Source organism: Leptolyngbya sp. CCNP1308, from assembly GCF_034932455.1.
GTDB lineage: Bacteria > Cyanobacteriota > Cyanobacteriia > Phormidesmidales > Phormidesmidaceae > Nodosilinea.
Genome location: NZ_JAYGIH010000012.1, coordinates 21584 through 46475 on the forward strand (window position 1 = coordinate 21584; position 24892 = coordinate 46475).

Annotated in this window: 22 protein-coding genes; 11 read left to right on the forward strand and 11 right to left on the reverse strand. The window is 57.5% G+C overall.

Going from position 1 to position 24892, the window contains the following annotated elements:
* The first annotated feature begins 26 nt into the window (after positions 1–26).
* From uvrB to VB780_RS07060, 3 genes are all read left to right on the forward strand, one after another.
* Positions 27–2030 carry an excinuclease ABC subunit UvrB gene (gene uvrB / locus VB780_RS07050; protein WP_323350427.1) on the forward strand — a complete coding sequence of 668 codons (2004 nt, stop codon included), beginning with the start codon at positions 27–29 and terminating at the stop codon, positions 2028–2030.
* A gap of 77 nt (positions 2031–2107) precedes the next feature.
* The gene (locus VB780_RS07055; RefSeq protein ID WP_323350428.1) at positions 2108–2992 is read left to right on the forward strand and encodes a GGDEF domain-containing protein; all 885 of its coding nucleotides are present in this window, start codon (positions 2108–2110) and stop codon (positions 2990–2992) included.
* A gap of 333 nt (positions 2993–3325) precedes the next feature.
* A complete protein-coding gene (locus tag VB780_RS07060) occupies positions 3326–4054 on the forward strand; it encodes a hypothetical protein (protein ID WP_323350429.1) in 729 nt (242 codons plus the stop codon).
* 358 nt (positions 4055–4412) lie between these two features.
* Here the strand turns inward: VB780_RS07060 and VB780_RS07065 are convergent, their stop codons facing one another.
* From VB780_RS07065 to recO, 4 genes are all read right to left on the reverse strand, one after another.
* Positions 4413–5057, reverse strand: a complete 645-nt coding sequence (locus tag VB780_RS07065; RefSeq protein ID WP_323350430.1) for a hypothetical protein — start codon at positions 5055–5057, stop codon at positions 4413–4415.
* A gap of 163 nt (positions 5058–5220) precedes the next feature.
* Positions 5221–6378, reverse strand: a complete 1158-nt coding sequence (locus tag VB780_RS07070) for a glycosyltransferase family 4 protein (protein ID WP_323350431.1) — start codon at positions 6376–6378, stop codon at positions 5221–5223.
* 148 nt (positions 6379–6526) lie between these two features.
* Positions 6527–7999 carry an MFS transporter gene (locus tag VB780_RS07075; RefSeq protein ID WP_323350432.1) on the reverse strand — a complete coding sequence of 491 codons (1473 nt, stop codon included), beginning with the start codon at positions 7997–7999 and terminating at the stop codon, positions 6527–6529.
* A 47-nt stretch (positions 8000–8046) separates the two neighbouring features.
* Positions 8047–8886, reverse strand: coding sequence for a DNA repair protein RecO (recO, locus tag VB780_RS07080; protein ID WP_323350433.1), 840 nt, complete (start codon positions 8884–8886; stop codon positions 8047–8049).
* Between the two features lie 305 nt (positions 8887–9191).
* On the opposite strand from recO, the gene VB780_RS07085 reads away from it, so the two are divergent.
* The 3 genes from VB780_RS07085 (at position 9192) to VB780_RS07095 (ending at position 11315) form a co-directional block, all read left to right on the forward strand.
* The gene (locus VB780_RS07085) at positions 9192–9380 is read left to right on the forward strand and encodes an NAD(P)H dehydrogenase subunit NdhS (RefSeq protein WP_323350434.1); all 189 of its coding nucleotides are present in this window, start codon (positions 9192–9194) and stop codon (positions 9378–9380) included.
* An 8-nt stretch (positions 9381–9388) separates the two neighbouring features.
* Positions 9389–10045 (forward strand): HAS-barrel domain-containing protein, encoded by a 657-nt coding sequence (locus VB780_RS07090; protein WP_323350435.1) that lies wholly within the window; start codon positions 9389–9391, stop codon positions 10043–10045.
* An 88-nt stretch (positions 10046–10133) separates the two neighbouring features.
* Positions 10134–11315 carry an FAD-binding oxidoreductase gene (locus tag VB780_RS07095; RefSeq protein WP_323350436.1) on the forward strand — a complete coding sequence of 394 codons (1182 nt, stop codon included), beginning with the start codon at positions 10134–10136 and terminating at the stop codon, positions 11313–11315.
* Here the strand turns inward: VB780_RS07095 and murB are convergent.
* Entirely contained in the window at positions 11312–12223 is a 912-nt protein-coding gene (murB, locus tag VB780_RS07100) for a UDP-N-acetylmuramate dehydrogenase (RefSeq protein ID WP_323350437.1), read from the reverse strand. The two genes, VB780_RS07095 and murB, sit on opposite strands and share 4 nt — an antisense overlap.
* A gap of 50 nt (positions 12224–12273) precedes the next feature.
* Positions 12274–13806 carry a UDP-N-acetylmuramate--L-alanine ligase gene (gene murC / locus VB780_RS07105; protein WP_323350438.1) on the reverse strand — a complete coding sequence of 511 codons (1533 nt, stop codon included), beginning with the start codon at positions 13804–13806 and terminating at the stop codon, positions 12274–12276.
* Positions 13807–14358: 552 nt separating this feature from the next.
* Between murC and VB780_RS07110 the strand changes: the two genes are divergently transcribed.
* The gene (locus tag VB780_RS07110) at positions 14359–15372 is read left to right on the forward strand and encodes a type I glyceraldehyde-3-phosphate dehydrogenase (protein WP_323350439.1); all 1014 of its coding nucleotides are present in this window, start codon (positions 14359–14361) and stop codon (positions 15370–15372) included.
* Between the two features lie 101 nt (positions 15373–15473).
* Here VB780_RS07110 and VB780_RS07115 read toward each other — a convergent pair whose 3' ends face one another.
* The gene (locus tag VB780_RS07115; protein ID WP_323350440.1) at positions 15474–16430 is read right to left on the reverse strand and encodes a tetratricopeptide repeat protein; all 957 of its coding nucleotides are present in this window, start codon (positions 16428–16430) and stop codon (positions 15474–15476) included.
* 372 nt (positions 16431–16802) lie between these two features.
* Here VB780_RS07115 and VB780_RS07120 point away from each other — a divergent pair, with 372 nt between their 5' ends.
* Positions 16803–18422 carry a radical SAM protein gene (locus VB780_RS07120; protein ID WP_323350441.1) on the forward strand — a complete coding sequence of 540 codons (1620 nt, stop codon included), beginning with the start codon at positions 16803–16805 and terminating at the stop codon, positions 18420–18422.
* A 46-nt stretch (positions 18423–18468) separates the two neighbouring features.
* Here the strand turns inward: VB780_RS07120 and VB780_RS07125 are convergent, their stop codons facing one another.
* The 3 genes from VB780_RS07125 to VB780_RS07135 form a co-directional block, all read right to left on the reverse strand.
* Entirely contained in the window at positions 18469–18819 is a 351-nt protein-coding gene (locus VB780_RS07125; RefSeq protein WP_323350442.1) for a hypothetical protein, read from the reverse strand.
* A gap of 24 nt (positions 18820–18843) precedes the next feature.
* On the reverse strand, positions 18844–19365 hold the full coding sequence (locus VB780_RS07130; RefSeq protein WP_323350443.1) for a pentapeptide repeat-containing protein: 522 nt from the start codon (positions 19363–19365) through the stop codon (positions 18844–18846).
* 145 nt (positions 19366–19510) lie between these two features.
* Entirely contained in the window at positions 19511–19930 is a 420-nt protein-coding gene (locus VB780_RS07135) for a thioesterase family protein (RefSeq protein WP_323350444.1), read from the reverse strand.
* A gap of 233 nt (positions 19931–20163) precedes the next feature.
* On the opposite strand from VB780_RS07135, the gene VB780_RS07140 reads away from it, so the two are divergent.
* The 3 genes from VB780_RS07140 (at position 20164) to lnt (ending at position 23860) form a co-directional block, all read left to right on the forward strand.
* The gene (locus VB780_RS07140; RefSeq protein ID WP_323350445.1) at positions 20164–21021 is read left to right on the forward strand and encodes a universal stress protein; all 858 of its coding nucleotides are present in this window, start codon (positions 20164–20166) and stop codon (positions 21019–21021) included.
* Positions 21022–21302: 281 nt separating this feature from the next.
* Positions 21303–22019: a heme oxygenase (biliverdin-producing) gene (locus VB780_RS07145; RefSeq protein ID WP_190701528.1), complete on the forward strand. Its 717-nt coding sequence runs from the start codon at positions 21303–21305 to the stop codon at positions 22017–22019.
* Positions 22020–22216: 197 nt separating this feature from the next.
* Complete coding sequence (gene lnt / locus VB780_RS07150) at positions 22217–23860, forward strand: apolipoprotein N-acyltransferase (protein WP_323350446.1); 1644 nt, start codon at positions 22217–22219, stop codon at positions 23858–23860.
* Between the two features lie 56 nt (positions 23861–23916).
* On the opposite strand, the gene VB780_RS07155 is transcribed toward lnt, so the two are convergent.
* Complete coding sequence (locus VB780_RS07155) at positions 23917–24810, reverse strand: DMT family transporter (protein WP_323350447.1); 894 nt, start codon at positions 24808–24810, stop codon at positions 23917–23919.
* Between the last annotated feature and the right edge of the window lie 82 nt (positions 24811–24892).

The window sequence follows — 24892 nt, forward strand, 5'->3', positions numbered from 1 at the left end:
AGTGTCTTTGTACCGATTGTTGACCTATGGGCGACTTCAATATTCAGGCTCCCTTTGAGCCGACGGGAGACCAGCCAAAGGCGATCGCAGGCTTGACCAAGTTTCTGCAAGACAACACCAAGTACCAAACCCTGCTGGGGGCCACCGGCACGGGCAAAACCCACACCGTCGCCCGCGTCATCGACAAGATTGGCAAGCCCGCCCTGGTGCTAGCCCATAACAAAACCCTCGCCGCGCAGCTCTGCAACGAGCTGCGCGAGTTTTTCCCCGACAACGCGGTCGAGTACTTCATTAGCTATTACGACTACTACCAGCCCGAGGCCTACATTCCCACCACCGACACCTACATCGCCAAGACCGCCTCGATCAACGACGAGATCGACATGCTGCGGCACTCGGCCACCCGCTCCCTGTTCGAGCGCAAAGATGTGATTGTAGTCGCCTCGATCAGCTGTATCTACGGTCTGGGGATTCCGTCGGAATACCTGAAAGCCTCGATTCCGCTGAAGGTGGGCATGGAGGTGAACCAGCGCCAGGTGCTGCGCGATTTGGCCTCGATTCAGTACGCCCGCAACGATTTAGATCTGGGCCGGGGCAAGTTCCGCGTTAAAGGCGATGTGCTGGAAATCGGCCCCGCCTACGAAGACCGCATCATTCGCATTGAGTTTTTTGGCGACGAGATCGACGCCGTGCGCTATGTGGATCCGATCACCGGGGCCACTCTGCAAAGTATGGATGGGGTGAGCATCTACCCGGCCAAGCACTTTGTCACGCCGGACGATCGCATCGAAGAGGCCTGCCAGGCCATCCAAGACGAGCTGAAGGAACGCCTAGAGGAACTGGAGAAAGAGGGGAAATTGCTGGAGGCCCAGCGCCTAGAGCAGCGCACCCGCTACGACCTGGAGATGATCCGCGAGGTGGGCTACTGCAACGGGGTGGAAAACTACGCCCGCCATTTGGCCGGGCGCACCGCCGGGTCGCCGCCGGAATGTTTGCTCGATTACTTTCCCAAAGACTGGCTGCTGGTGATTGACGAATCCCACGTCACCATTCCCCAGATTCACGGCATGTACAACGGCGATCGCAGCCGCAAAATGGTGCTGATCGACCACGGCTTTCGTTTGCCCAGCGCCGCCGACAACCGCCCGCTGAAAGCCGAAGAATTTTGGGACAAGGTGAACCAGTGCATCTTTGTCTCCGCCACCCCCGGCAACTGGGAGATGGAGATCTCAGGCGGCAAGGTGGTAGAGCAGATCATTCGCCCCACCGGGGTGCTCGACCCCGAGATCTTTGTGCGCCCCACCGAGGGCCAGGTGGACGACCTACTGGGCGAGATCAAAGAGCGGGCCGCCCGCCAGGAGCGGGTGCTGATCACCACCCTGACCAAGCGCATGGCCGAAGACCTGACCGACTATTTCGACGAGCACGGGGTGCGGGTGCGCTACCTGCACTCCGAGATCCACTCCATTGAGCGGATTGAGATCATCCAGGACCTGCGGGAGGGGCTCTACGACGTGCTGGTGGGGGTCAACCTGCTGCGGGAGGGGTTGGATTTACCCGAAGTTTCCCTCGTGGCAATTTTGGACGCGGATAAAGAAGGGTTTCTGCGGGCAGAGCGATCGCTCATCCAAACCATCGGTCGCGCCGCCCGCCACATTCGCGGTCAGGCGATTCTCTATGCCGATAACCTCACAGACAGCATGGCCAGGGCGATCAGCGAAACCGAGCGTCGCCGCGCCATTCAAACCGCCCACAACGAGGCGAACGGCATTACCCCCACGTCGATTATTCGCCGCAACAGCAACTCAATTCTGTCGTTTCTCGAAGTGTCGCGCCGCCTCAGTGCCCACGAGCTAGAGGAGGTCTACGAGCACAAGGAAGAACTGCCGCTGGAAGAAATTCCTGAACTGATTGGTCAGTTTGAAAAGCAGATGAAAGAGGCCGCAAAGAACCTCGACTTTGAGGAGGCGGCTAAGTTTCGCGATCGCATCAAGTCGCTGCGCGATCAGCTCTTGGGCAAGCGGGCTTAGAGAAGCATATTGGCATATTAGGCAGAATTTTCCCCTCTAACAATGAGTTAGCCTGCTCTATACAAAGAGAGATACTGATGAAATCAAAAGATGCTAACAAAAGCGCGTCCGTCAAGAAAGCCTCGCTTGGCCACGTGCTTAAGAAAAATGAGAAAATCAAAAAAACCGTCAAAGATGCGGCCAATGAACTCACATCAGTAAATAAAGTCCTTAACCAAGAAGAAATCCCTGTTCAGGTTATAAAACAGGCTCTTACTCAGAATGAAGATGTTGAACATAAAGTTACAAAGGCAGCAGCCGATTTGAAGTCAGTCAACACCAAACTTTCCAAAGAGTTGGCTGACCGAATGGGTATTGAATCTGAACTCGCCGCTACGAAAACCGAGTTGGCCGAAGTGCGCGTCGATTTATCAAAAGCGCAAATCAAAGAAGAAGAAGCGCAGAAAATTGCGCTTCAGGACGCACTCACCGGACTGCCAAATCGTGTGTTATTTGAACAGGGTCTCGACCACGGATTGATTCAGGCAAAGCGACACGACCGGAGACTCGCTCTCCTATTTATTGATATTGATAAATTTAAGAATATTAATGACTCTCATGGTCATGATGCGGGAGACCAGGTGCTCGTGACGGTGGCAAACCGGCTACAAACTTTTGTACGAGGAGAAGATAGAGTGAGTCGTTGGGGAGGCGACGAATTTGTTTGCCTGTTGTTGGAAGTCAAGCAAGCAGCCGACGTAATTTCTCTTGCAAAGCGGATGATAGATCGGATTGCTGAACCCTGCAAGTTTAATGAGAATGTTTTTTCGATAAAAGCAAGTATCGGTATTGCCATATATCCCACAGATGGAGAAACGGCCGACATTCTTTTCAAAAATGCCGATACTGCCATGTATGAAGCCAAGAGAACAAAGAAGCGAGTTGTACTGTTCCAAGAATCTGGTGAACAAAAAACGAACTAACATCGCATCACCATAGCCCGGCAATCTGAATACGAGATTTTCGGGATTAGCTGTTCGTTAGTGTGCCACCATCTTCGGACAGCGCCAAAGTTTTCGAGTGAACTTTCCATATAACTACCCTCTCTAGGCGAATTATACGGAAATTGTCCATATAAATATCCTCTACAAGGCATTTATACGGAAACCGTCGGCATAATAAGTTGTTAGCCCTCTGATTTATCCGTACGGGCGTGCTTGAGAAGTGACTGTGCAGGAAGAGGCTTGAAACAGTTTAGACTTACTATTTTTTGCGCTATCTTAGAGGAAATTTGCGTCCTAAAAATTTGATTTGAAATGCCTCCAGTAACTTTACCAACTGTTTTTACCTATGTTCCCCATACGTGGGATTATATTGATAAATTTGCTAGATGGCATGGTGCGCCGTTTGCAGAGAGTCGGGCATTGTCCAACGGCTTAAGCACCATAACAGGGCATCGAGATAAATTTAAGATTCTTGCGGAACGTGCGACATTCTTAATTCCTGAAATTATTGAAGAACGGCAGATTCTTGATCAGCGAGGATACTCAAGCGGAGTTAAGGCAAGAGAATTTGCGGGTATTTTTGAAACCTTAGTTTGTGAACTATATTCTTGCCTGGATGGATTGCGAAACACTATTCATGCAATTTACAGAGATGTACGAGGAGTGCAGAAGAAGTCCACTGAAAAGCTATTCAAGAATGCGGTAGCGAGCAAATATGGCGAAGGATTTCCTTCTGAGATTGATGAGTGGCTGAAAGCTGCCTATAGGGATTGGTTCACAGGATTACGTCGTCTTCGTGTAGAACTAACTCATGGCAGGGTAGGAACTTGCTCAATACAGAGTGATTCATGCATTTCGTATATGCACTATGGACTCGGCTCTACTCTAAACAACAACGTTTTCATCATTGAAAACATTGTTGACTGGATCAATTCTCATGCAAGTCATGTGAATAGTCTACTAAACACAATTTGTAAGTTTTGGTTCGATCAGCTTGAACCACGCGAGGTCATTGAAATGTGTGGAGTACATCAGGGTTAGAGGAATAATTAGGGCAATTGAAATTACGGAGCCTGTGAATCAAGATTCAGGTCTATGCCTTTTTCGCCACGCTTTTGAGGAGGAACCAGAATGGGCTTGTCCTCTTCGAGGTTCTTGTGCAGCATATGAGCGGGTAGGCAGTGATTCACGTAAAGTTCTTGCAAGATTGACTTCAAGCTCTGAGCGCGAGGGCTAACAACCCTGGTGAAGCGAACGGTTGAGAGATTTTGGTAGTGATGCAAAGGTGATCTGCCGCCGCTGACCAGGAACGTTATGCCGATCGCTGTACACTACTGACCCTACAATCTAGCTAGCAGTAGACAAGGCCAATATCCTAGTCCATCCGTTATCAGACAAATTACGAGGCTGCAAAGCCTTTACAAGCTACTTTGGTTGCCTTCGATGACATTGAAGCAAATGTGAGGATGTCAGGATTCGGCCTGGAGCGATGCTGTTTCTGTGCCTCGTACCGCTCGTTGATCTCAACCTGTCTGAGACAAAATTCGTAATCCTCCTGAAAGTGCTGATAAACCTCTTTGTAGGACGATTTAATGCCAAAATCTATCTCCTCGGTTTCCAGCAGATTCAGTATTTTTTCGAGCAGCCGCGCTCTGACTTTGATGTGATCGAGCCTTGGTTCTGCACACAAATTCAACCGTTCAAGGTAAGACTCGATACGGAAATAGGAATTGATATCAATGGCAAAATCCTTGGTGCCATTGCTGCGAGTATAGCTAACCACTTGTCCAACCGCCTGGTATCCGCGAAACCGCTCGAGCTGGGTTTCAGCCAGGGCCTTTTCGCTTAAATACAGCCAAATGTGGTTCAGTGCTCTCGCTTGCGCCTTGCAACCTTTGTAAGGCACAACCTCAATATGCTGCAACAGACAAGCTCTAGTGCTAGTTCTGTCAGCCGTTTTCCAGTGGCTTAAGTATCCCTGAAAGCGAACATTTTGCCCTAGCCAGTCGGCAAGCGGTCTACAGGCGATCGCTGACTTCTGCATCTTGATGCTCCCCTGACCCAGCTTCATTTACTCTTAAAGGCCAATCCGTTATTTTTTCAGATTGCCCAAGTTTGAGCCAATGATCGTAAAAGCGAGGGTAGAACTCAGGCGGTAATGATGGGTTTGTTGAGGCGATCGCGAAGCACCCTGCTACAACCCGCTCCTAGGCCCGCTGCCCACACATCAGCCGCTGTTCCGCCGTTACCTGGCTGTACATAGCCTCTAGGGCAGAAATGTTGTCCTTAAGGGTATAGCGCTGGAGCACCCGCTCGCGGGCCTTATACCCCAAAAGCTGGGTGATTTCAGGATGGTCGCGCAGAATGGGCAGGATTGTCTGTAGCTGAGTGGCCACCCGCTGGGTATCGAGCACAATGCCTGCCCCTTCGGCCAGCACCTCGCCATCGGCCCCAGCATCGGTGGCAATGCAGGCCGTGCCGCAGGCCATGGCCTCCAGCAGCGACAGCGATAGCCCCTCCACCAGCGACGGCAAAATAAACCCGTCTGCCGCCCGCAAAATATCGATGCGGCGCTGCTCGTTGGCCAGGTAGCCCAGCCAGATAATGTCGTCTTCATCGCCGTAGTAGCGCTTCAGCGATGCCTCCAGAGGGCCGCTGCCGACGATCGCCAGCTTGCAGTTTGGCCCCATATCAGCCTGCCGCCAGCCCCGCAGCAGCCCTTCTACATTCTTCTCTAGGGAAACGCGCCCCTGGTAGACAAATAGCTGGCGAGCGTAGAGATCGGCCTTGACCGCCGACGGCCCCGGCGAGTAGCGGCGGGTATCGACCCCGTTGGGAATCACGACCAGCGTCGGGTCGGGCACCCCGAGCTTAGTCAGCAGATCACGCTGGAGGTCTGAGAAGACAATGACGCGATCGTAGTTGGCCAGGCAGGGGGCGTAGAGCTGGTAGGTGAGGTGCTGGGTGCCCGAGGTCAAACTGCGCACCCGGCGATCGAAGGCGGGGTGAAAGGTGGCCACCAGGGGAATATTGAGTTCGGCACAGATCTCCGGCAGCCGAAAATCGAGCGGCGATAGGGTGAGCGATGCGTGAACCAGATCGGGCTGGAGCCGCTCTAGCGCCTCTGCCAGCAGTTTGCCCGACTTGAGAGAGGGGATAGTGAGAATCTGCGATTTGAACAGAAAGGGCAGCGGTACTTCCTGCGATCGCTCCGCAGGATTGCCACGGCTGTGGCCATCCTGGGACTGAGCAAAGTGCAGAAATGTCACCCGATGGCCGCGTTCAAGCAGCGCATTAGTGACCTCTCGGCCATAGGTGACGTTGCCGCAAAAGGGCGATTTTTTGCCAAGCCACGCGATGTGCATGCTGTTTAGCGTCTATCCAGTAAACAACCGAAACTAGCGCCAGCACAATGTCGCCGCAATTCGCGCGGCGTTAGGGAACCGACTCGGAATGAGTATCCGTTCCGGAATCGCCCAGCCCGCAAATCTGTCTTTGGTAAAAAAATGGAACCTAGCTCGGAGCCTGGGTCTTTCTCAGTGCTGTATCGGCAATATACCAGGTTACAACTCCCCCTACTCCTACCAGGGCACCCATGCCGACAAAAACGTTAGCCAAACCCAGGCGCGCCTCTATCACGCTGGCCAGGGCCAGCGGCAGGCTGAGGGCAATATTGACCATATTGTTTTGCAAGCCAAACACTTTGCCGCGCATGGCTTCCGGCGTCTTTTCTTGAATTAAGGTCTGCATCGGTATGCCCACAAAGGCACCGCACAGCCCCAGGGTGGCAATAATCGCCATTGACGCCCACAGCTGCTGAGTCGTCCAGGCGAGGGCAATGAGGCACGCCCCCATGCCCAGAGCCCCCCAGAGACTCAGGTAGCGCCTCGGAAAGCGCGGTCCAAAGTTCCCCACCAGCACGGCCCCCAGGCCCAGGCCCAGGCCCCCCGCCGCCAGCAAAAAGCCAAACTGCGATGCCTTGATGGCCGGAATCATCTCCGCCAGCCGCACTGCCAGCACCGCCAGGGCCGCAAACACCGACGACAGCAGCACCAGCTGCACAATGGCCACTCGCACCTGTACCTGCTGCCCTAGATAGCGCCAGCCGTCTTTAATATCGGCCCAAAATTGAGATAAATCTTCGTGGGCAGCGGATAAGTTTTCTTTGCCTGGATCCATAGTCATCAGGCAGAGCCCGGCCATCACATAGCTCAACCCGACCAAAATAGCCGGGCCATTGTTGGCTATACCGAGGATTAGCATCAGGCGATCGGCTAGGGCCAGCAGCGGTTCGCCTACGGCAAATCCTACGATTACCGAGGCCATCATGGTGGTGGTGTAGAGCGAGTTGGCTGAGAGTAAATCTCCCTCGGCCACAATGAGCGGAATAATCGACTGCTCTGCTGGGGCAAAAAATTGGGTCAGGGTAGAGATCAGAAACGTTACAATCAGCAGCAGCAAAAAGGCTACCGGTAGCCCCAGCACGGTACCCCAGCCCGCCGTTAGCCAAATCCCTAAGGGCAGGGCAATCACCAGGCTGCCGCGCAGCAGGTTAGACCACACCAGCACCGGGCGCTTGCGCCAGCGGTCTACAAACACCCCGGCCAACGCCCCAAACAGCACGGCTGGCACGGTAAACGCAATCATCACCGCCGATACCCAGCCACTAATGGTCTGCCCAGGGGCCTCAAACCGGGCGGCGATGATGGCGATCATCAGCACTAGATAGACCTTGTCGGCCAGCTGAGAAAATAGCTGGCCCATCCACAAAATTAAAAAGTTGCGGTTCTGAAAAATAGCCCCAAACCCATTCTCAGACTCTGGGTTAGCGGCTTCAGAGGCAAGGGCAGCGGGCAAAGTGGCGGTTTGGGTTTTGGAGTCTGCTCCAGGGCCCAGGTCGGTGCCGTGGCCAGACCCTCGACCTTCTGCCTCAGGCAAATAGTTTGCCTCGGTGGCTTCTGTATCAGCTTCAAACTCACGGAGCATGGGGTAACCAACGAACCTGGGCACTGGGCGGCGCAATATCCAGCAGTTTAAAGGGTAGCTAAACAGACATCAACCAGAGCCGCCGACCGAATAGGACGTTCAAAGTAGTTCTCAGTATATTCTCGCAGAAGCCGCTCAACTCGTGCCCATAACTGCTGGGTTTTTCCGGTTTGAGGGTCTTTATTATCTAGCCCCATGGGCAGGGTAGATAAAATCTCGGGCTTGGTGAGCTGCTGGAGCAGGGCCACATCAGTGGCGGTGAGCAGTATGGGGCGCTTGGGGGCGCTGCTGTAGTGGCCTTGGCCTTCGCTGAGCTGGGTCGCCCCGTTTACCTGCACCAGCCCACCCGCTTCGCAGCTAAATTCTACGCGCCAGGCGGGGTCGAGTAGGTTGGGCACAATTTCAGCCCGGCTGAGGGTGCAGCGATGCACCTCTGGGGCCACTCCCGCCAGGGCCAGTAGGTGATAAAGCCCGTGGCACAGGGCCGCCAGCACTGTCCCTGGAGACGCCGTTTCAAGCCGCTCTAGGTGCTCTACGAAGACGTGAAATAGGTCGCCTTGGGGACAGTCACTGAGGGCCATCAGCAGCACCACCTCCGCCAGATACTGGCTGGCGGTGAGTCGCCCCAGGTGCTGACTCAGCCCCGAAAAAGTGCGCAGGGTTTCGGCCTGAATGAGCTTGTCGAGCCGCTTGCCCTTCACCACCAGGCATTCGTTAATCACAAAGAGATCGCTGCGTCCGCCCAGCCGCGACTGGTGCTTGCGCGACCCCGGTGCCACCGCCCGCACCAGCCCGACATCGGGGGTGAGAATGGTGAGCAGGCGATCGGTTTCCCCCAGGGGTATGGCCTTGAGGTTGATGCCGGTGGCTTTGTAGGTTTGGCTCATGGGGGCAGTAAAGGCTAGAGCCTTAGCATAACGCTCTAGCCAAGAAAGGCTTGGCCCTGGGACAGTTTGGCAGCGTAGAGGGCGATCGCACCCACAACCAAACTAAACCTCAGGGAAAGGCTTGCCCTGGCAATGGCTTAACTCTGTGGCGCGATCGCGCCAAAAAACAACCGAGAACAACCGTGGCCTGTGACGTTAGCCGCCTTTAGCCACAAAATCTTTAGCCACAAAATACATTGACAGAAATAGGCCAGTTCAGCACATTGCCTTAGACTGTAGAGGCAGATTAAAAAGCATTAGTCATCATGATTTTTCCTGGGGCTCCGGTTACGGTGGTCAACGTTAACGATACCTACTACGGGTTTCAGGGTCTGGTGCAGCGCATTACCGACGGCAAGGTAGCGGTGCTGTTTGAGGGCGGCAACTGGGATAAGCTAGTCACCTTTGAAATGTCTGAGCTAGAACCGGTTAGCAGCTCCGGCAAGCGGCGTTAGGTATAGCCATGCGCTTACCCCTGCCCCAGACCACGGCCCAGGCGCGCCAGCCCGATCACATCGCTGAGGTGATCGAAACCGCCACCACCGAATTTTTGGCCCAGTGCCTAGAGCCTGAAGCGCTGGCGTTTTCGGCCATGCCCCCCTTTGGCAGCTGGGTCACCGCCCTAGATGAGGAGTCGGGCAACACGGTCTACGGGGTGGTGTACCACGCCACCACCAGCCCCATCGACTCGGTTCACCGGGCGCGGGCGCTGGGGCTGTCGCTCGAAGACTTGCGCCAGCAGCAGCCGCAGATTTTTGCCATGCTCAAGACCGAATTTAAGGCGGCGATCGTGGGCTTTCGCGCCCCTGATTTAGCTGGGCGACCCCAGGGGCCAATCTTTCAACACCTGCCGCCCCGGCCCCCCCAGGTGCACCAGGGGGTGTATGCCTGCTCGCCTGAAGTCGTAATTGAGTTCACCGAACAGCTCGATTTTTTGAGAACCCTGCTGGCCATGGGCAGCGCTCCAGTAGACAGCCTGGTAGCGGCGGTGCTGCGCCAGGGCTACCAGCTTCGCAAGCTCGATCGCGCCTGGCTGGTGCAGGCGGGCCGCACCCTCAGCATTTTTCTCAAGGATGACTACGATCGCCTGCGGATCATCCTGGGGCAAATCTACGCCTAAGGGCAGGTATAAGGTCTATGGTTTCAGGTGAAGAACCGGCTAACTCCTTAGACCCTAGACCCGATCCCCTACACCTTTATCATTAACTATGCAAACCTTTGACTGGATTGTGGTCGGCAACGGTCTGGTGGGGGCAGCGGTCAGCTATGAATTGGCCCGCCAGGGGCTTTCAGTGCTACTGCTAGATCGCGCCCTGGAACCGGGTAACGCGACCCGCTACAGCTATGGCGGCATTCCCTACTGGTCGGGCAGCACCGCCCTCACCCAGCAGCTCTGTCAAGAGGGCATTGCCAAGCAGCGCCAGCTCAGTGCAGAACTGGAGGCCGACACCCAGTTCCGCGAGCTAGACCTGGTGCTGACCCTGGCGGCGGACGGCGACCCTGAAGCTGCCGCCACAGCCTATAGCAAGTGCGCGACACCACCTCGGTTTGTGTCGGCAGCCGAGGCCCAGGAGCTGGAACCCCTGCTGAACCCCGATGCGATCGCCGGAGCCTTCACCGTGCGCCACGGCCATGTCTCCCCAGTAGCCCTGGTCAGCGCCTACAACCAGGCCTTTCAGCACCTGGGCGGCACCCGTATAGTTGCGGCTGTGGCGGATGTGGTGCGGATCAACGATCGCGTTACCGGCGTGTTAACCACCGAGCAGGCCTGCCCCGCCAAGAACGTGCTGGTGGCAGGGGGGGCTTTTAGCCGATCGCTGCTGCACCAGGCCCAGGTCAACATTCCGCTCTACTATACCCACGCTGAGCTGATCGAAACGCCGCCGCTGGATCTGAAGCTGCGATCGCTGATTATGCCTGCCCAGACCCAGCGCTTTACCCTGGAAGCTAAGGCGAGTCAGCCCGATACCGATGGACAGTGGGACGAGCCGGGCCATGAAGTCACCCCTGCCATCCTCGACAGCGGGGCGATTCAGTTTTTAGACGGCCATATCTGCCTGGGCCAAATCAGCCGCACGCTGACGGATCTGGATGCAGCGTTGGATAGGGCAGAGAGCGATCGCACCATGCGGGCCGCCATGGCGGCTCAAATCCCTGCCCTGGCCGATGTGCCGGGCACCTGGCGGCGCTGCCGAGTCAGCTTTAGCCGCGATGGCTTGCCCCTGGTGGGAGCTGTCCCTGGGGTTGAGGGGCTCCACGTTATGGCCGGGTTTAGCGCTCCCTTTGTATATCTGCCGCCGATCGCCCAGCGCTTTGCCCAGACCGTGGTGGGTGAGCCGGATGCTGCGATCGCGGCAATGGCCCTCGATCGCTTTTCTCCAGAATCCTAAAAGCTCGAAAACTCTCCCATAAACTTCACTTCAGTTTGCAGGCGCACGGCCCAGCGGGCTTCTACCTCATCCTGCACATGGTGAATCAGGTGTTGAATATCCCTAGCGGTGGCCCCGCCCAGGTTCACAATAAAGTTGGCGTGGCGTTCAGAGACCTGGGCATTGCCGATGCGGTAGCCCTTCAGCCCGGTTTTCTCAATCAGCGTCCCGGCGGTGTGGGGGTAGGGGTTGCGAAATACGCTGCCACAGTTGGGCAGGTCGTAGGGCTGGGTGGCCCGGCGCTGATTCAGCCCTGCCAGGGTGTCGGCCACCACCACCTCGGGGTCGTGCCCCGGCTCTAGCTGAAAGGTGGCATCCAGCACCATCCGCCGCCCCCCCTGGAGGATCGAGGTACGGTACTGAAACGCCAAAGCCTTGGGCGTCATAGTCAAAATGCCGGTCTCTGGGTCGAGCACGGTAGCTGAAATCAGCACATCCGCCGCGCAGCCGCCGTGGGCACCGGCATTCATCACCACCGCGCCGCCCACAGTACCGGGAATGCCCACGGCCCATTCGAGGCCGCGACAGCCGCGCTTGGCGGCCTTCCAGGCTAGGGTCGGCAGCGGCTCACCCGCTGCTGCGGTAACGCGACCCGCTTCGTCAAACTCAGTGCCGCGCCAGCGACGGGTGCAGATCACCAGGCCGGGAATGCCGCGATCGCTGATCAGCAGATTCGACCCTGCCCCCAGCGGGGTGATCTTGATATTGGAGGCGATCGCCCAGTCTAAGACCTGCTCTAGCTCGCTCTGGTGGCGCGGCATCGCCAGCCACTCCGCCAGGCCACCCACCCGAAACGTGGTCAAGGGCTGTAGCGACACCTGCGATTTCAGGCAGGCAAAATTCGGGGAGACCCCAGGGGTTTGGTTCATGGTCCCAGATCTCAACAGTCGCTCCCCATGCTGGCCTTAGAGCCGTCGTGCTAACAGGCCTCCTGAAGCGAGGGCACCTCGGCCTCCGCGTAGTAGGCCATCACCTGGGGGATAATCTGGTTGAGGTTGCCCGCCCCCATAAACATCACCAGGTCGCCGGGGCGCAAGCTGTGGGCCAGGGCCGCCTGAATGTCATCTAGGGTGTGGCCGTACAGCACCCGAGGATGGGCGTGACCCACAGCATCGGCCAACTGGCGACCCGAGACCCCAAAGGTATTCTTTTCACCCGCGCTGTAGATGTCGGCCATGATCACCTGGTCGGCATCGATAAAGGCGTCGGTAAAGTCGTTCAGCAGCGCCGCCGTCCGGCTAAACCGGTGGGGCTGAAACACCGCCACCACCCGGCGGTTATCCTGACGGCTGTCGGTGGGCAAGGTCTGATCGGCTTTGATACGAGCTGCCGCCAGGGTGGCGCGAATTTCGCTGGGGTGGTGGGCGTAGTCATCAAAAAACTGAATGCCGTTATAGCTGCCCCGGTGCTCAAATCGACGGCGAGCGCCGCAAAACTTCTCTAGCGCATCGGTAATCTTATCGAAGGCAATGCCCAGGTGTCGCCCCACGGCCACGGCGGCCATGGCGTTGCTGAGGTTGTGGCAGCCCAGCACCCGCAGGCGCAGTACACCCAGAGGTTGGCCAAATTCCCAAACCAGGGCTGAGGTACCTTCGGCTCCAAACTGTACGTCGGTGACGTGGTAAGTGGCACCGCTGTTGGGGCTGAGGCTATAGGTCACGTCGGGGTTGAGGCTGGCGCGCACCACCTCGCAGTCGGCGCTGGCAACCAGCAGGCCGCACTGGCGCTGAAAAGTTTGAAAGATCTGCACCACGTCCTCAAGGTCGCGGTAGTGGTCGGTGTGGTCTAGCTCAATATTGGTGACAATGCCAATGCTGGCCGACAGCTTCGCCAGGGTGCCGTCCGACTCGTCGGCCTCGGCGACCAGGTAAGGGCCGTGGCCCAGGCGGGCATTGCCGCCCCAGCTCGACACCTCACCGCCTACAACAATGGTGGGGTCGAGGTTGGCGTTGAGCAGCAGGTGACCAATCATGCTGCTGGTGGTGGTTTTGCCGTGGGTGCCGGCGACCGCAATGCTGCTGTACTCGCGAATCAGCGCCGCCAGTAGGTCAGATCGGTGCAGAATAGGGCAGCCCAGCTCCAGAGCCGCCTGGTATTCAGGATTACGGGTGTCGATCGCGGTGGAACAAACCACCTGGGGAATCGCGTCTGGGGCCATAACCGGTGGCACAGCCTTAGAGCCTATCGATACGCTAGATCCGGTTCGACCCGCTGCGGTGGCCAGGGCTGGCTGGCTGGTGGTGAGAAAATAGCTTAAGTTAGCGGCTTCTTGTTGCCAAAAGATGTGGGCACCGGCCTCTTGCAGGCGACGGGTGATGTGGGTGAGGCGCAGGTCAGACCCCGATACGGGCAGGTTTCGCTTGGTCAAGATGTAGGCCAGTGCCGACATGCCAATGCCGCCTATCCCAATGAAATGAAAGGGTCTGCCGGTAAAATCTACGGAAATCGGCATCGTTACACTCCTTACAACACCACACCACACCAAGTGTCAGGCGTAATCATAGCAAGAATTGCCGAATTGGCCTAAACATCGCTATTAGCCTGACTGGGCGGCACTTGGGCGGGTTTCCCCTCTGATCCCTCCAGGGGTTTAGGGGTGTTCAGGCGTCTGACCAGCCCTCAGGATGCCTGCCCAAGGCTTACTGACGTTGCCAAGGGCGCTGCCAAGGGCACTGCCAAGGGGCGATGGGCAGGGCATAGGGTGGGCTAAGTCTTTGCCTATCCTCATGTCTATATAAAGAGGCCGTAAGGGCCGCATATCAATTTTCTATATAAACCGAATAGACGAAGTAGAAATACTTATGCTGCTTTCCAGGTTGAGCCCCGAAACGGGGGCGGCGAGGGGGCGATCGCCAGACCCTGACATAGACTCATCAAGGTCGTTTCGAAATACAAATAGACTCAGTTCAATGGCTGGCCCCTATAAAGTGGATCATGCTTTGCGATATTATGGTGTCGTCTAAGAATAGATACCTAGTCCGACTACAACAGAGGGTTAAACGCAGTGGTTAGAGTAGCAATTAATGGTTTTGGCCGCATTGGCCGTAATTTTCTGCGCTGCTGGTTGACGCGCGAGAACAGCCAGCTTGAGGTGGTCGCTATTAACGATACGTCTGATCCTAAGACTAACTCCCACCTGCTGAAGTACGACTCGATGCTGGGTCGCCTCGATGCCGACGTCAGCGCTGGAGAGGACACGCTGATCGTCAACGGTAAGAGCATTAAGTGCTACTCCGATCGCAACCCCAACAACCTGCCCTGGGCCGCCTGGGATATTGACCTGGTGATTGAGTCCACTGGGGTGTTTGTCAGCGAAGAGGGTGCCTCTCGCCACATCGAAGCGGGCGCTAAGAAAGTGCTGATTACCGCGCCGGGTAAGGGTGGCGGCATTGGCACCTACGTCATGGGCGTCAACCACGAGGAGTACACCCACGATCGCCACAACGTGGTCAGCAACGCCAGCTGTACCACCAACTGCCTGGCTCCGGTGGTCAAGGTGCTCAACGACAACTTTGGCATCATCAAGGGCACAATGACCACCACCCACAGCTACACTGGCGACCAGCGCCTGCTGGATGCCAGCCACCGCGACCTGCGTCGGGCTCGTGCTGCTGCGCTCAACATTGTGCCCACCACCACTGGGGCTGCTAAGGCCGTGGCTCTGGTCATTCCCGAGATGGAGGGCAAACTGAACGGCATCGCCCTGCGGGTGCCGACCCCCAACGTGTCGGTAGTTGACTTGGTCGTTCAAGTCGAGAAACCGGCGATCGCCGATCAGGTCAACCAGGTGCTGAAGTCTGCCTCGGAAGGCGCTATGAAGGGGATTTTGGCCTACAGCGATCTGCCGCTTGTGTCTATCGACTACCGTAAGACCGACGAGTCTTCGATCGTTGACTCTAGCCTGACCATGGTGATGGGCGGCGACATGGTAAAAGTGGTGGCCTGGTACGACAACGAGTGGGGTTACAGCCAGCGCGTGGTTGACCTGGCTGAGATGGTAGCCGCTAACTGGAAGTAGGCAAAAACGGCCTGCTGCTAAGTCGGTCATCCAAATGATGAGTAAAAAGGGGACGCAAACTTGCGTCCCCTTTTTGGTTTCCTAGAGAGAAGAGTTTTGGGTTAAACCGAGGTCAGCTCTGGCCGCAGCATCGCCACCCGAGCTTCACTCAGGGCAACATAGCTGCGCTTGAGGTCATCGAGCAAAACAGCGGCCCCTTTGGTGTCGCCCAGGGCGCAGGCGATCGACAGGTGATGCTGAAGATGCACGATCGCCCGGTTGTGGTCGCCCATGGCAATGCTGGCCAAAGTGAGCTGGGTGAGAATGCGGCGGTTGGTGCAGTTGTCAGTGGCCCCCTCGCCGCTTTCGCTTACGCTTAAAAAGCGCTCGTAGCAATCAACCGCCTGGGGGTACTCCCGCAGGGTGAGATAGGTGTTGCCCAGGTTTTGCAAAATCTGGAGCTTAGTGCTGCGATCGCCCAGGCTGGTGGCCATCATTAGACTGGCTTCGTAGAGGGTAGCGGCCTGGCGGGTGAGCCCCTTGGCGCGGTAAATCATAGCCAGGTTGTTGAGCGATCGCATTTCGCCGGGGCGATCGCCAATTTTCTTCGCCACAGTGAGGCTTTGGCCCATGTACTCCAGCGCTCGCTGCAGGTTGCCCAGGTGACGGTAGCTGTTGCCCAGGTGGCCTAGGGTCTGCTGCATCAGAGCATCGTCGCCCAGCTCACGGGCGATACGCAAGCACTGCCGCCCATAGTCTGCTGCCCACAGGTAGTCGGCCACCCGGTAGTACAGGCTGGCTAAAGTGAGCAGCACCTTGGCCTGACGCGCTTTGTCGCCCAGGTTGCGGTAGCTCTGAAGCGCCTGCTGCAACAGGGATAGGGCCGGAGTGTACTGCCCCTGCCGCAGGTGGGCTAGCCCCTGTTTGAGCCATTGGGAGGCTTCTGCCGCCTGGCACTGGTGGTAGCCCTCAGCAATGCGCTCGGCCTGGGCAAGCAGCGATGGATCGCGGGGCAGGCGCACCGTGGTCTCGTCGGCAAGAATATAGGTGGGGCGAATGGGAGGCATAGAGGAAGTCATAGGCCGAAGCCGCAGAGCTGCTGCGGTAGCGTTTAGCGAAGTGTTATCACGGTGAAGGAATCAGGTAGATCGCGTTGTCTTAATCGTAGGTTTATGAACCCCAAGGTGACACCGTGCTATTACGACATCTTCACGAGGGAAGACCCCACCTTCTGCGCAAATCAACTGACCTAGGCTCGGTTTATGGGAACAAAAATGTCGTTTCCTCAGCTCGGTTGAGCGATCGGCACCAGGCCGGGGCGGAGTCTACGTAAAGCGTTATTGCCACCTCTGTAGTCTCACGGGGCTTCAGCCTGCCGTTCCTCCACTGCTTGGGTGAAGACGGCTGCCACTGATTACACTGGAGAAGCTTCATTATGTGTAACCCTGCCTGTGCCCTCCCTCCCCCTTCAGGATGAAACCCTGCTGTTTGAGCCTGCCACCCCCTTGGAGGATGCGCTGTCAGTGGTGTTTGCCTTCCCTAACGAGTACAGCGTGGGCATTACCAGCTTGGGCTATCAGGTGGTGTGGGCCACTCTGGCCCGCCGCGCCGATATCAGCGTCAGTCGGCTATTCACCAATGGTCATGAGCCGCTGCCTGCCGTGGTGGATGTGCTGGGCTTTTCGCTGTCCTGGGAATTGGACTATGCCAACCTGCTGACGCTGCTGGAGCAGCTCGATATGCCGTTGTTTGCGGGCGATCGCACCGCCGATCACCCCCTGGTTTTTGGCGGTGGCCCGGTGCTCACGGCCAACCCCGAACCCTTTGCCGACTTCTTTGACGTGATCTTGCTGGGGGATGGCGAGACTCTGTTAGACGATTTTTTCGATGCTCTGGTTGAGCTAAAATCCGCCTCCCGTGCCGAAACTCTGCGGCATCTGGCCAGGGTGCCGGGAGTATACATCCCGTCGCTCTATACCGTCAGCTACGACGGCCCCACTGGAGGCGTACGGGCTGTACATCCGGTCGATGCCGATATCCCCGCTGCGGTGCAAAAGCAAACCTACCGAGGCAATGTGCTGTCGGCTTCGACCGTCGTTACCCCCCACGCCGCCTGGGAAAACATCTATATGGTGGAGGTGGTACGCAGTTGCCCAGAGATGTGCCGCTTTTGCCTGGCCAGCTACCTGACACTGCCCTTTCGCCCCGCCAGTTTAGAAGCATCCCTGATGCCCGCCATTGAGCGGGGGCTTGCGGTTACCAACCGTTTGGGATTGCTCGGAGCCTCTGTCACGCAACACCCTGAGTTTGATGCGCTGCTTGACTATATAAATCGGCCTCAGTTCGACGATGTGCGAATCAGTCTTTCCTCGGTGCGCACCAACACCGTCACCCCTAAGCTGGCTGAGACCCTGACCCGCCACGACAGCCGCTCGATCACCATTGCGATCGAGAGCGGGTCAGAGCGGGTGCGCCACATCGTCAACAAAAAGCTCGAAACCGACGACATCGAGCGCGCCGCCGTCAACGCCAAGGCCGGTGGCCTCAGCGCCATGAAGCTCTACGGCATGGCGGGCATACCGGGCGAAACTATGGCCGATTTGGAGCAAACCGTCGCCCTGATGCTGCGGCTCAAAAAAGCCGCCCCTGGCCTGCGGCTCACCTTCGGGTGCAGCACCTTTGTGCCCAAGGCCCACACCCCGTTTCAGTGGTGCGGGGTCAACCCCGAGGCCGAAAAACGGCTCAAGTATCTGCAAAAGCACCTGCGCTCTCAGGGCATCGACTTTCGGCCCGAAAGCTACAACTGGTCGGTGATGCAGGCGCTGATTTCGCGGGGCGATCGCCGCCTCGGCCCCCTGCTCGAACGGGTGCGCCACTACGGCGACTCCCTGGGCAGCTACCGCCGCGCCTTCAAAGACTTCCAGGGCCAGATTCCACCGCTAGACTACTACGTCCACGAAGATTGGGATCTCGATCAACCTCTGCCGTGGGATCACCTGCTGGGACCGCTGCCCAAGGCCACTCTGCAAAAGCATTTTGAATCAGCGGGGGTAGAGGCCGTGCCCGCGTAACAACAGAATGCTCTGGCAAATCAGCAACCTCGGCTCTAAGGCTAGGTTAGGGGCTGATCACCCCACCTAGGGTCTGCTCGTATTCCTCCAAAGCCGCCAGCACAACTCCTAGCTCTCGGTGGTGGGGTTCACTGGGGTCGAGCTGGTATCGGAGCTGGGCTTTTCGGTAGCGTATTTCCTGTCGATCGCGTCGAGCTTCGCGTCTTCCTCTCTCAGCTTCGCGTTCTCGTGCTTCAGTCTCGCGGTCTCCTTCTCGTTCGCGAAGCGTGCCCCGGGTAATTTCGACGGTTCCACTCAACGCCGAAATTAGCCAGTGCAGCCAGGAGGGCTGCCACAGTGAGTCGGTTGCTCCAGAGCTGGGGCTGGGCGATGGCGCACTAGGTGTTTGATCAGGCATGGCAACGACCTGTACCCTAAAACGCTATCGGCAGCCCAAACTATCCCTCGTCGCCATGCCGGTGGTCTCATTCACCCCGTCAGCGCGCTTGCACATTTGAGCGGTCTGAAAGCGATCGATAATTGCCCCAGAGAAATCGGCTCCGGTGATATTGGCATCGCCAAAGCTGCTGCTGGTAAGCAGCGCGTCGGTAAAGATGGCATTGGAGAGGTCGGCCCCGTCAAAAATGACGCGATCGGCGAAGGTGCCCGCCAGATTAGCCCCGGCTAGGTTGGCACGCAAAAACGACGCCTTGGTGAGAATCGTTTTGCTCAAGTCGGCTTTCTCAAAGTTGGCCTCTCGCATTTCTGCTGCCGCAAAGGAAGTGCCCGAAAGCTGCTTACCCGAAAAGTCGCGGAAGCTGAGGTCGGTGAGGGTGTAATCGACCGTGTTGTCTTGGGCGTAGGCGGCGGGGGCAACACCAAGCCACCCGGACAGCATGACGACCAAGGCGCAGACGACCGCAAAGGCTTGGGGGAGGGGGAGAAACATATCCAAGGCAACCATAGGGTGAGCAGAGGGCGCTTGACCATACCCATGGAATTGAGCCCTAGGGCTTGATGGGCACACTGCGCTTTGCTCATCCTACAAAAGTTTTAGAGCAAAGTTTTGGGACAAAATTTTGAGGCTGCGCCGCAGGAGAGTTCACGCCTTAGAACATAGCATCCAGGGCTGTCTGTAGGTGATCAGGCAGGCGGCGCAGTATCCGACGGGTTTTGAAGTCCACTGGAGCTAGCGTTACGGTGCCCTCAATGCAGGTTTCGTGGGTAGCGGTGTTTTGAATGTCGTAGTGCCAGAGGATGCGAACCCCCTTAGCAGGCTCAAGGCGGGCTTTGACTAGAGCCGTGTCGCCTAGGGCGAGCGATCGCCGGTACTTCAAGCCCAAATCGACCACGGGCAAATCGACCCCGGCCTTGACCCAGTCGGCAAAGGTGAGCCCACAGTCGCTGAGGTAGTTCACCCGGGCTTCCTCCATCCAGGCGATGTAGGTGCCGTGCCAGACAACGCCCGCGTAGTCGGTGTGGTGAGGCTGCACAATGACCCGGTGCTCATACCAGTGGGGCTGTTTCATCTGTCGGCCCAACCAGCGGGCGAACTCTACTACAAATTATGAATCGCGCCAAAATAGGCTCAAAGCCAGTGCCTATGATGGTTGAGAACACCTTAGCTCAGTTTTATACCCCGTTGAGCCGATGGTCTTAGTCAGGTTGGAGAGGGCATCACCTCAGGCTTTCTGCATCGAGACCTGCCCTTGAACACCAGCCCATCCTTACTGACCTTTGAGCGCAACCACACGAGGACACCATGATTGAAAAAATTCTTTTGGCCGACTCTGGCACTGGCAACACCGAAGCCATGATGAAAGCGCTAATGGAAATTCCGTTAGTGCAGCGAGCTTCAGTGACGGTGCTCCACGTAGTGCCATCTCAGGTGTCTGCCGAGGCTATGGCCTCGAAATGGGAAGCGGGGGGCCGCACCCTGGCCACCGCCATTACCAACCTCAACCTCGATCCCAGCCGAGTGAACGCCGTGCTGCGGGAGGGCGACCCCAAGGATGTGGTCATTCAGGTGGCAGAAGAGGTCGATGCCGACTTGATTATCATGGGCTCGCGCGGGTTGCAGGGGCTCAAAGCGATTCTCGAAAATTCTGTTAGCCAGTACGTATTTCAGCTATCGTCGCGGCCCATGCTGCTGGTCAAAGATGACATCTACAGCATTCGCCCTATGAAGCGGGTAATGGTTGCCATGGATAAGTCTGACTCGGCACGGGAGGGGCTGAACATCGCCATTTCTCTGCTGCGCGATGTTAAAGGCGGCGAACTCACCCTGGTGCATACGGTCTCTAGCCTCAAGACCAAGCCCTTTGATGTGGCCAGCGTTGACCCCAACCAAGACCCCATTTTGACAGCGGCGGCGGCCGAAGCGAAACGGTACGGTATTGCCTACAAGCTGTCGGCTCCCGAGGGCAAGCCGGGTCGCCGCATTTGCCAACTGGCGGAGGAGCGCAACGTGGATCTAATCATTCTGGGCTCCCCCGATCGCCGTCCGACCATTGCCAAAGGCCTGCCCGATCTCGATAAGGTACTGGGCGAATCGCTGACTGACTTTGTGCGGGTATACGCTCCCTGCCCGGTGCTGCTAACCCGAATGGCAGCTAAATAATGCCTAACCGTTGCGTCTTTGCTTTGGGCGGCAGGGGCGCAGCGGTAGATTCCCCGAGCAATTTTGAGAAGAGCCTGAGAAGGGCATGGCTTTAGGTAACCGCCTGTAAAAATTCGTAATGCAAACGGTCGTCAAATGGGTCTAGTTTAAACAAATGTGGCCTTTGTCATGGCATGTTACGGCTCCGATTATGAGAGGCCGATGTGCCTGGCCAAGCATTGTCTAACCGAAACTTCGTTTAAACCTCACCTTTTAATTCACCCTAGAGCGAGACAGTCAGCATGAGCAGTAACCTATCCACCGAGCTGCGCGAAGGCACCAAGAAAGCCCACACCATGGCCGAAAACATGGGCTTTGTGCGCTGCTTTTTGCGGGGCGTGGTTGAGAAGAACTCTTACCGCAAGCTGGTGGCCAACTTCTACTACGCCTACGCGGCGATGGAAGAAGAGCTAGAGCGTCACAAAGACCATCCGGTTGTCTCTAAAATTTACTTCCCTGAGCTACACCGCAAGGCATCTTTAGAGTCTGATCTGGCCTACTACTACGGCCCTAACTGGGCGAATGAGATTTCGATGACCCCTGGTGGCCAACGCTACGTCGATCGCATTCGCGAGGTGGGCAATAACGCGCCTGAACTGTTGGTCAGCCATTCTTACACTCGCTACATTGGCGATCTGTCGGGTGGTCAAATTCTCAAGGGCATTGCTCAACGGGCGATGAACCTCTCGGAGGGCGAAGGTACGGCGTTTTACGAGTTCCCCGAAATCTCGGACGAGAAGGCCTTCAAAGCTAAGTATCGCGAGTCGATGGATGCGGCCCCGGTGGATGATGCCATGGTTGCCCGCATCGTAGAAGAAGCTAACGATGCCTTTGGCGTCAATATGCAGATGTTCCAAGAGCTGGAAGGAAATCTGATTAAGGCGATCGGTCAAATGCTGTTTAACACGCTGACCAGCCGCCGTCGTCGGGGCAGCACTGAGCTGGCGACCGCCGAGTAGAATCTCCGGTTTATTCCAAACCGTTGTTTTCTGTTTTCAATTACCGTATTGAGGAAGCGACTCGCTGTCGCTTCCTCAATTTTTTGGGGTGTAGGCGTAGGGCGCATAACGCCCAGTAGGGTGGGCACTGCCCACCTTCTAAAAAGGCATTTTCAAGAAAATCCCATGCCGGGTTGGAGGAATAGCTGAGGTTGACAATGAAGGCGGCAGCGACGTTTTTAAGGAACTTGGCCTACGGATGGGGCTGGCGACAGGCGGGTCTAGTTGCCCTCAGCGGGATTTTGATGGCGTTGGCGCTGCCGCCGTGGAGTCTGTGGCCATTGGCCTGGGTGGGGCTGGTGCCGCTGTGGTGGGTGGTGCTAGCGGTGCCCTCGGCGGGGCTGGCAGCGGTTTATGGACTGCTGTGGGGGCTGGTGTACTACGGCTTTTCGCTGGTTTGGATCACTCACCTGCACCCGCTGATGTGGATGGGGGTGCCCTGGGGAAGTAGCGTTGCGATCGCCCTCTCCTCCTGGCTTTTCATCGTTTTCTGGGGTTCCGTCTGTATTGCGGCGTGGGGCGGGGCGATCGCCTGGGCCACCCATCGATGGCCCAGGCGCCGGTTTTGGTTGGTGCTTGCCGGTACTGCCCTATGGTGTGCTCTCGAAGCCCTCCGCAACCACAGCCCCCTCGACTGGTCACCCCTCAGCCTCACCCAAAGCCCCAACAACCTGTGGATCTTGCACCTGTCCCGCCTGTCGGGGGCGGGAGCCATCACCGCCATTCTGGTCGCCACCAACGGCCTCCTCGCCCTCGCCTTTTCCCCAGTCTCCAAGCTACTGGGCAACCCACCCCCACCCTCCCCATCTCCCCTATCCCTCCACCTTCCCCATCCCCCCATCCCCTCATCCACCCGCCGATCCCTCGCCTTCACCGCAATCACTTTAGTTCTCCTAGGTCATACCCTCGGTGCCATCCTCTACGCCCGCGCCGAGACCGTTCCTATCAGCCAGTCCCTCACCCTGGGACTGATCCAGGGCAATGTGCCCACCCGCGAGAAGCTCACGCCCCAGGGAGTCAACCAGGCGTTGGAGGGCTACACCAACGGCTACCAATCCCTGGTGGCCCAGGGGGTTGATGCAGTGGTGACGCCAGAAGGAGCACTGCCGCAGCTGTGGAATCCGAATGCGCCCCAAATTGCGGCCATCATTCGCACGGTGGAGCAAGCGGGAGTTCCCTTATGGTTGGGTACCTTTGCGCCAGTGCCAGGGGAGGGGCGATCGCAGTACACCCAGAGCCTGCTTGAAATTCGCCCCGATGGCCAAACCTACGGACGCTACGACAAGGTGCAGCTGGTGCCTCTGGGCGAATACGTGCCCTTTGAGGCCGTGCTGGGTCGCCTCATCAGTCGCCTGTCGCCGCTGGATAGCTACCTGGTGCCAGGGGCATCTGACCAGCGGTTTGAGACTAGCGTTGGCCAGGGTATAGTCGGCGTGTGTTACGAGTCGGCCTACAGCCGTCTGTTTCGCCCGCAGGTGAGCAGCGGCGGCGAGTTCATCGTCACCGCCTCTAATAACGACCCCTACCCGGTGTGGATGATGCGGCAGCACCACGGGTTTGACGTGCTGCGGGCGGTGGAGAGCGATCGCTGGGCGCTGCGGGTCACCAACACCGGCCTATCTGGCCTGGTGGATAACCACGGTCGCACCCTCTGGCTGGGCACACCCCATACCTACCTCACCCACCGCGCCACCCTCGATCGCCGCCAGAGCCTCACCCCCTACATTCGCTGGGGCGACTGGCTGACACCGCTGTTGTTGGGCCTGACCCTGATGCTGGGATGGCGCGAAAATCGTCGCTGATATTAGTTTTGAATTTTGAACTTTGAATTATTCCCCCTCAACTCAACATTCAACAATCAAAACTTATCCGTCTGGGGTCTAAAGAAATCGAGCGTCGCCAACACCGCCCCGCCGACGATCAGCGCACAGGCCAACCCCACCACCGCTGTGGCCTCTGCCCGGCCAAAGCCAATCAGCAGCAGCGTCGAGAGCAAGGGAGCCGCGTAGGAGAGCGCCCCGAGCACGCGAATATTGCCGCGCTTCACTCCGTAATCCCAAGTGAAGAAGGCCAGCCCCACCGGCCCCAGCCCCAGGGCGAGAATGGCAACCCATTCCCACCCTACCGGGACTACTGTTGGTTCAAACAGACCGTGGCAGATCCAGGCCAGCAGGGCCGTGGCCCCGCAAAAGCCCCCCACGGCATTGGTCGGAATCGCTCCAAAGTATCGAGAGAGAATGGAGTAGCCCGACCAGGTGAGGGCGCAGACCAGGGCCGCCAGATACCCAGTGGTGTATTGGGCATCAAAGCTCAAGCCCTGCCCCTTGGTGACCAGCAGACCCGCGCCGAGAAAGCCGGCGATCGCCCCCGCCCCGTGAAACCACCGCAGTCGCTCGCCGGGCAGCAGGGCCGAAAAAAACACAATCAGCAGCGGCCACAGGTAGGCAATCAAGCTGGCCTCCACCGCCGGGGCATGGCGCAGCGCCATGAAATAAAAAAAGTGATAGCCAAACAGCCCGCCAATACCCAAGGCCCAAACCCGCCAGGGCAGCCGCAGGTGGCGCAGCACGTTGCCCCCGGCCCGCAGCCAGGCGGCCAGGCCAATGAAGAATGCGATCGTAAACGCCATCGCCGTCAGCTGAAACGGCGGCACGGTGCCGCTCAGGTCGGTCAGCAGGGCTAGGGTGGCCCACATCAGCACCGCTGAAAAGCCGATCATCGTCGGCTGTCGTTGGTTTTGTCCGGGTTCCACAGCGATCTCCCTGGCGCATCCCTTAGCTGTGTATTGTAGAAAAGTCACCGCCCTAAAACGTCTCGGGGCAAAATTTGTCGAT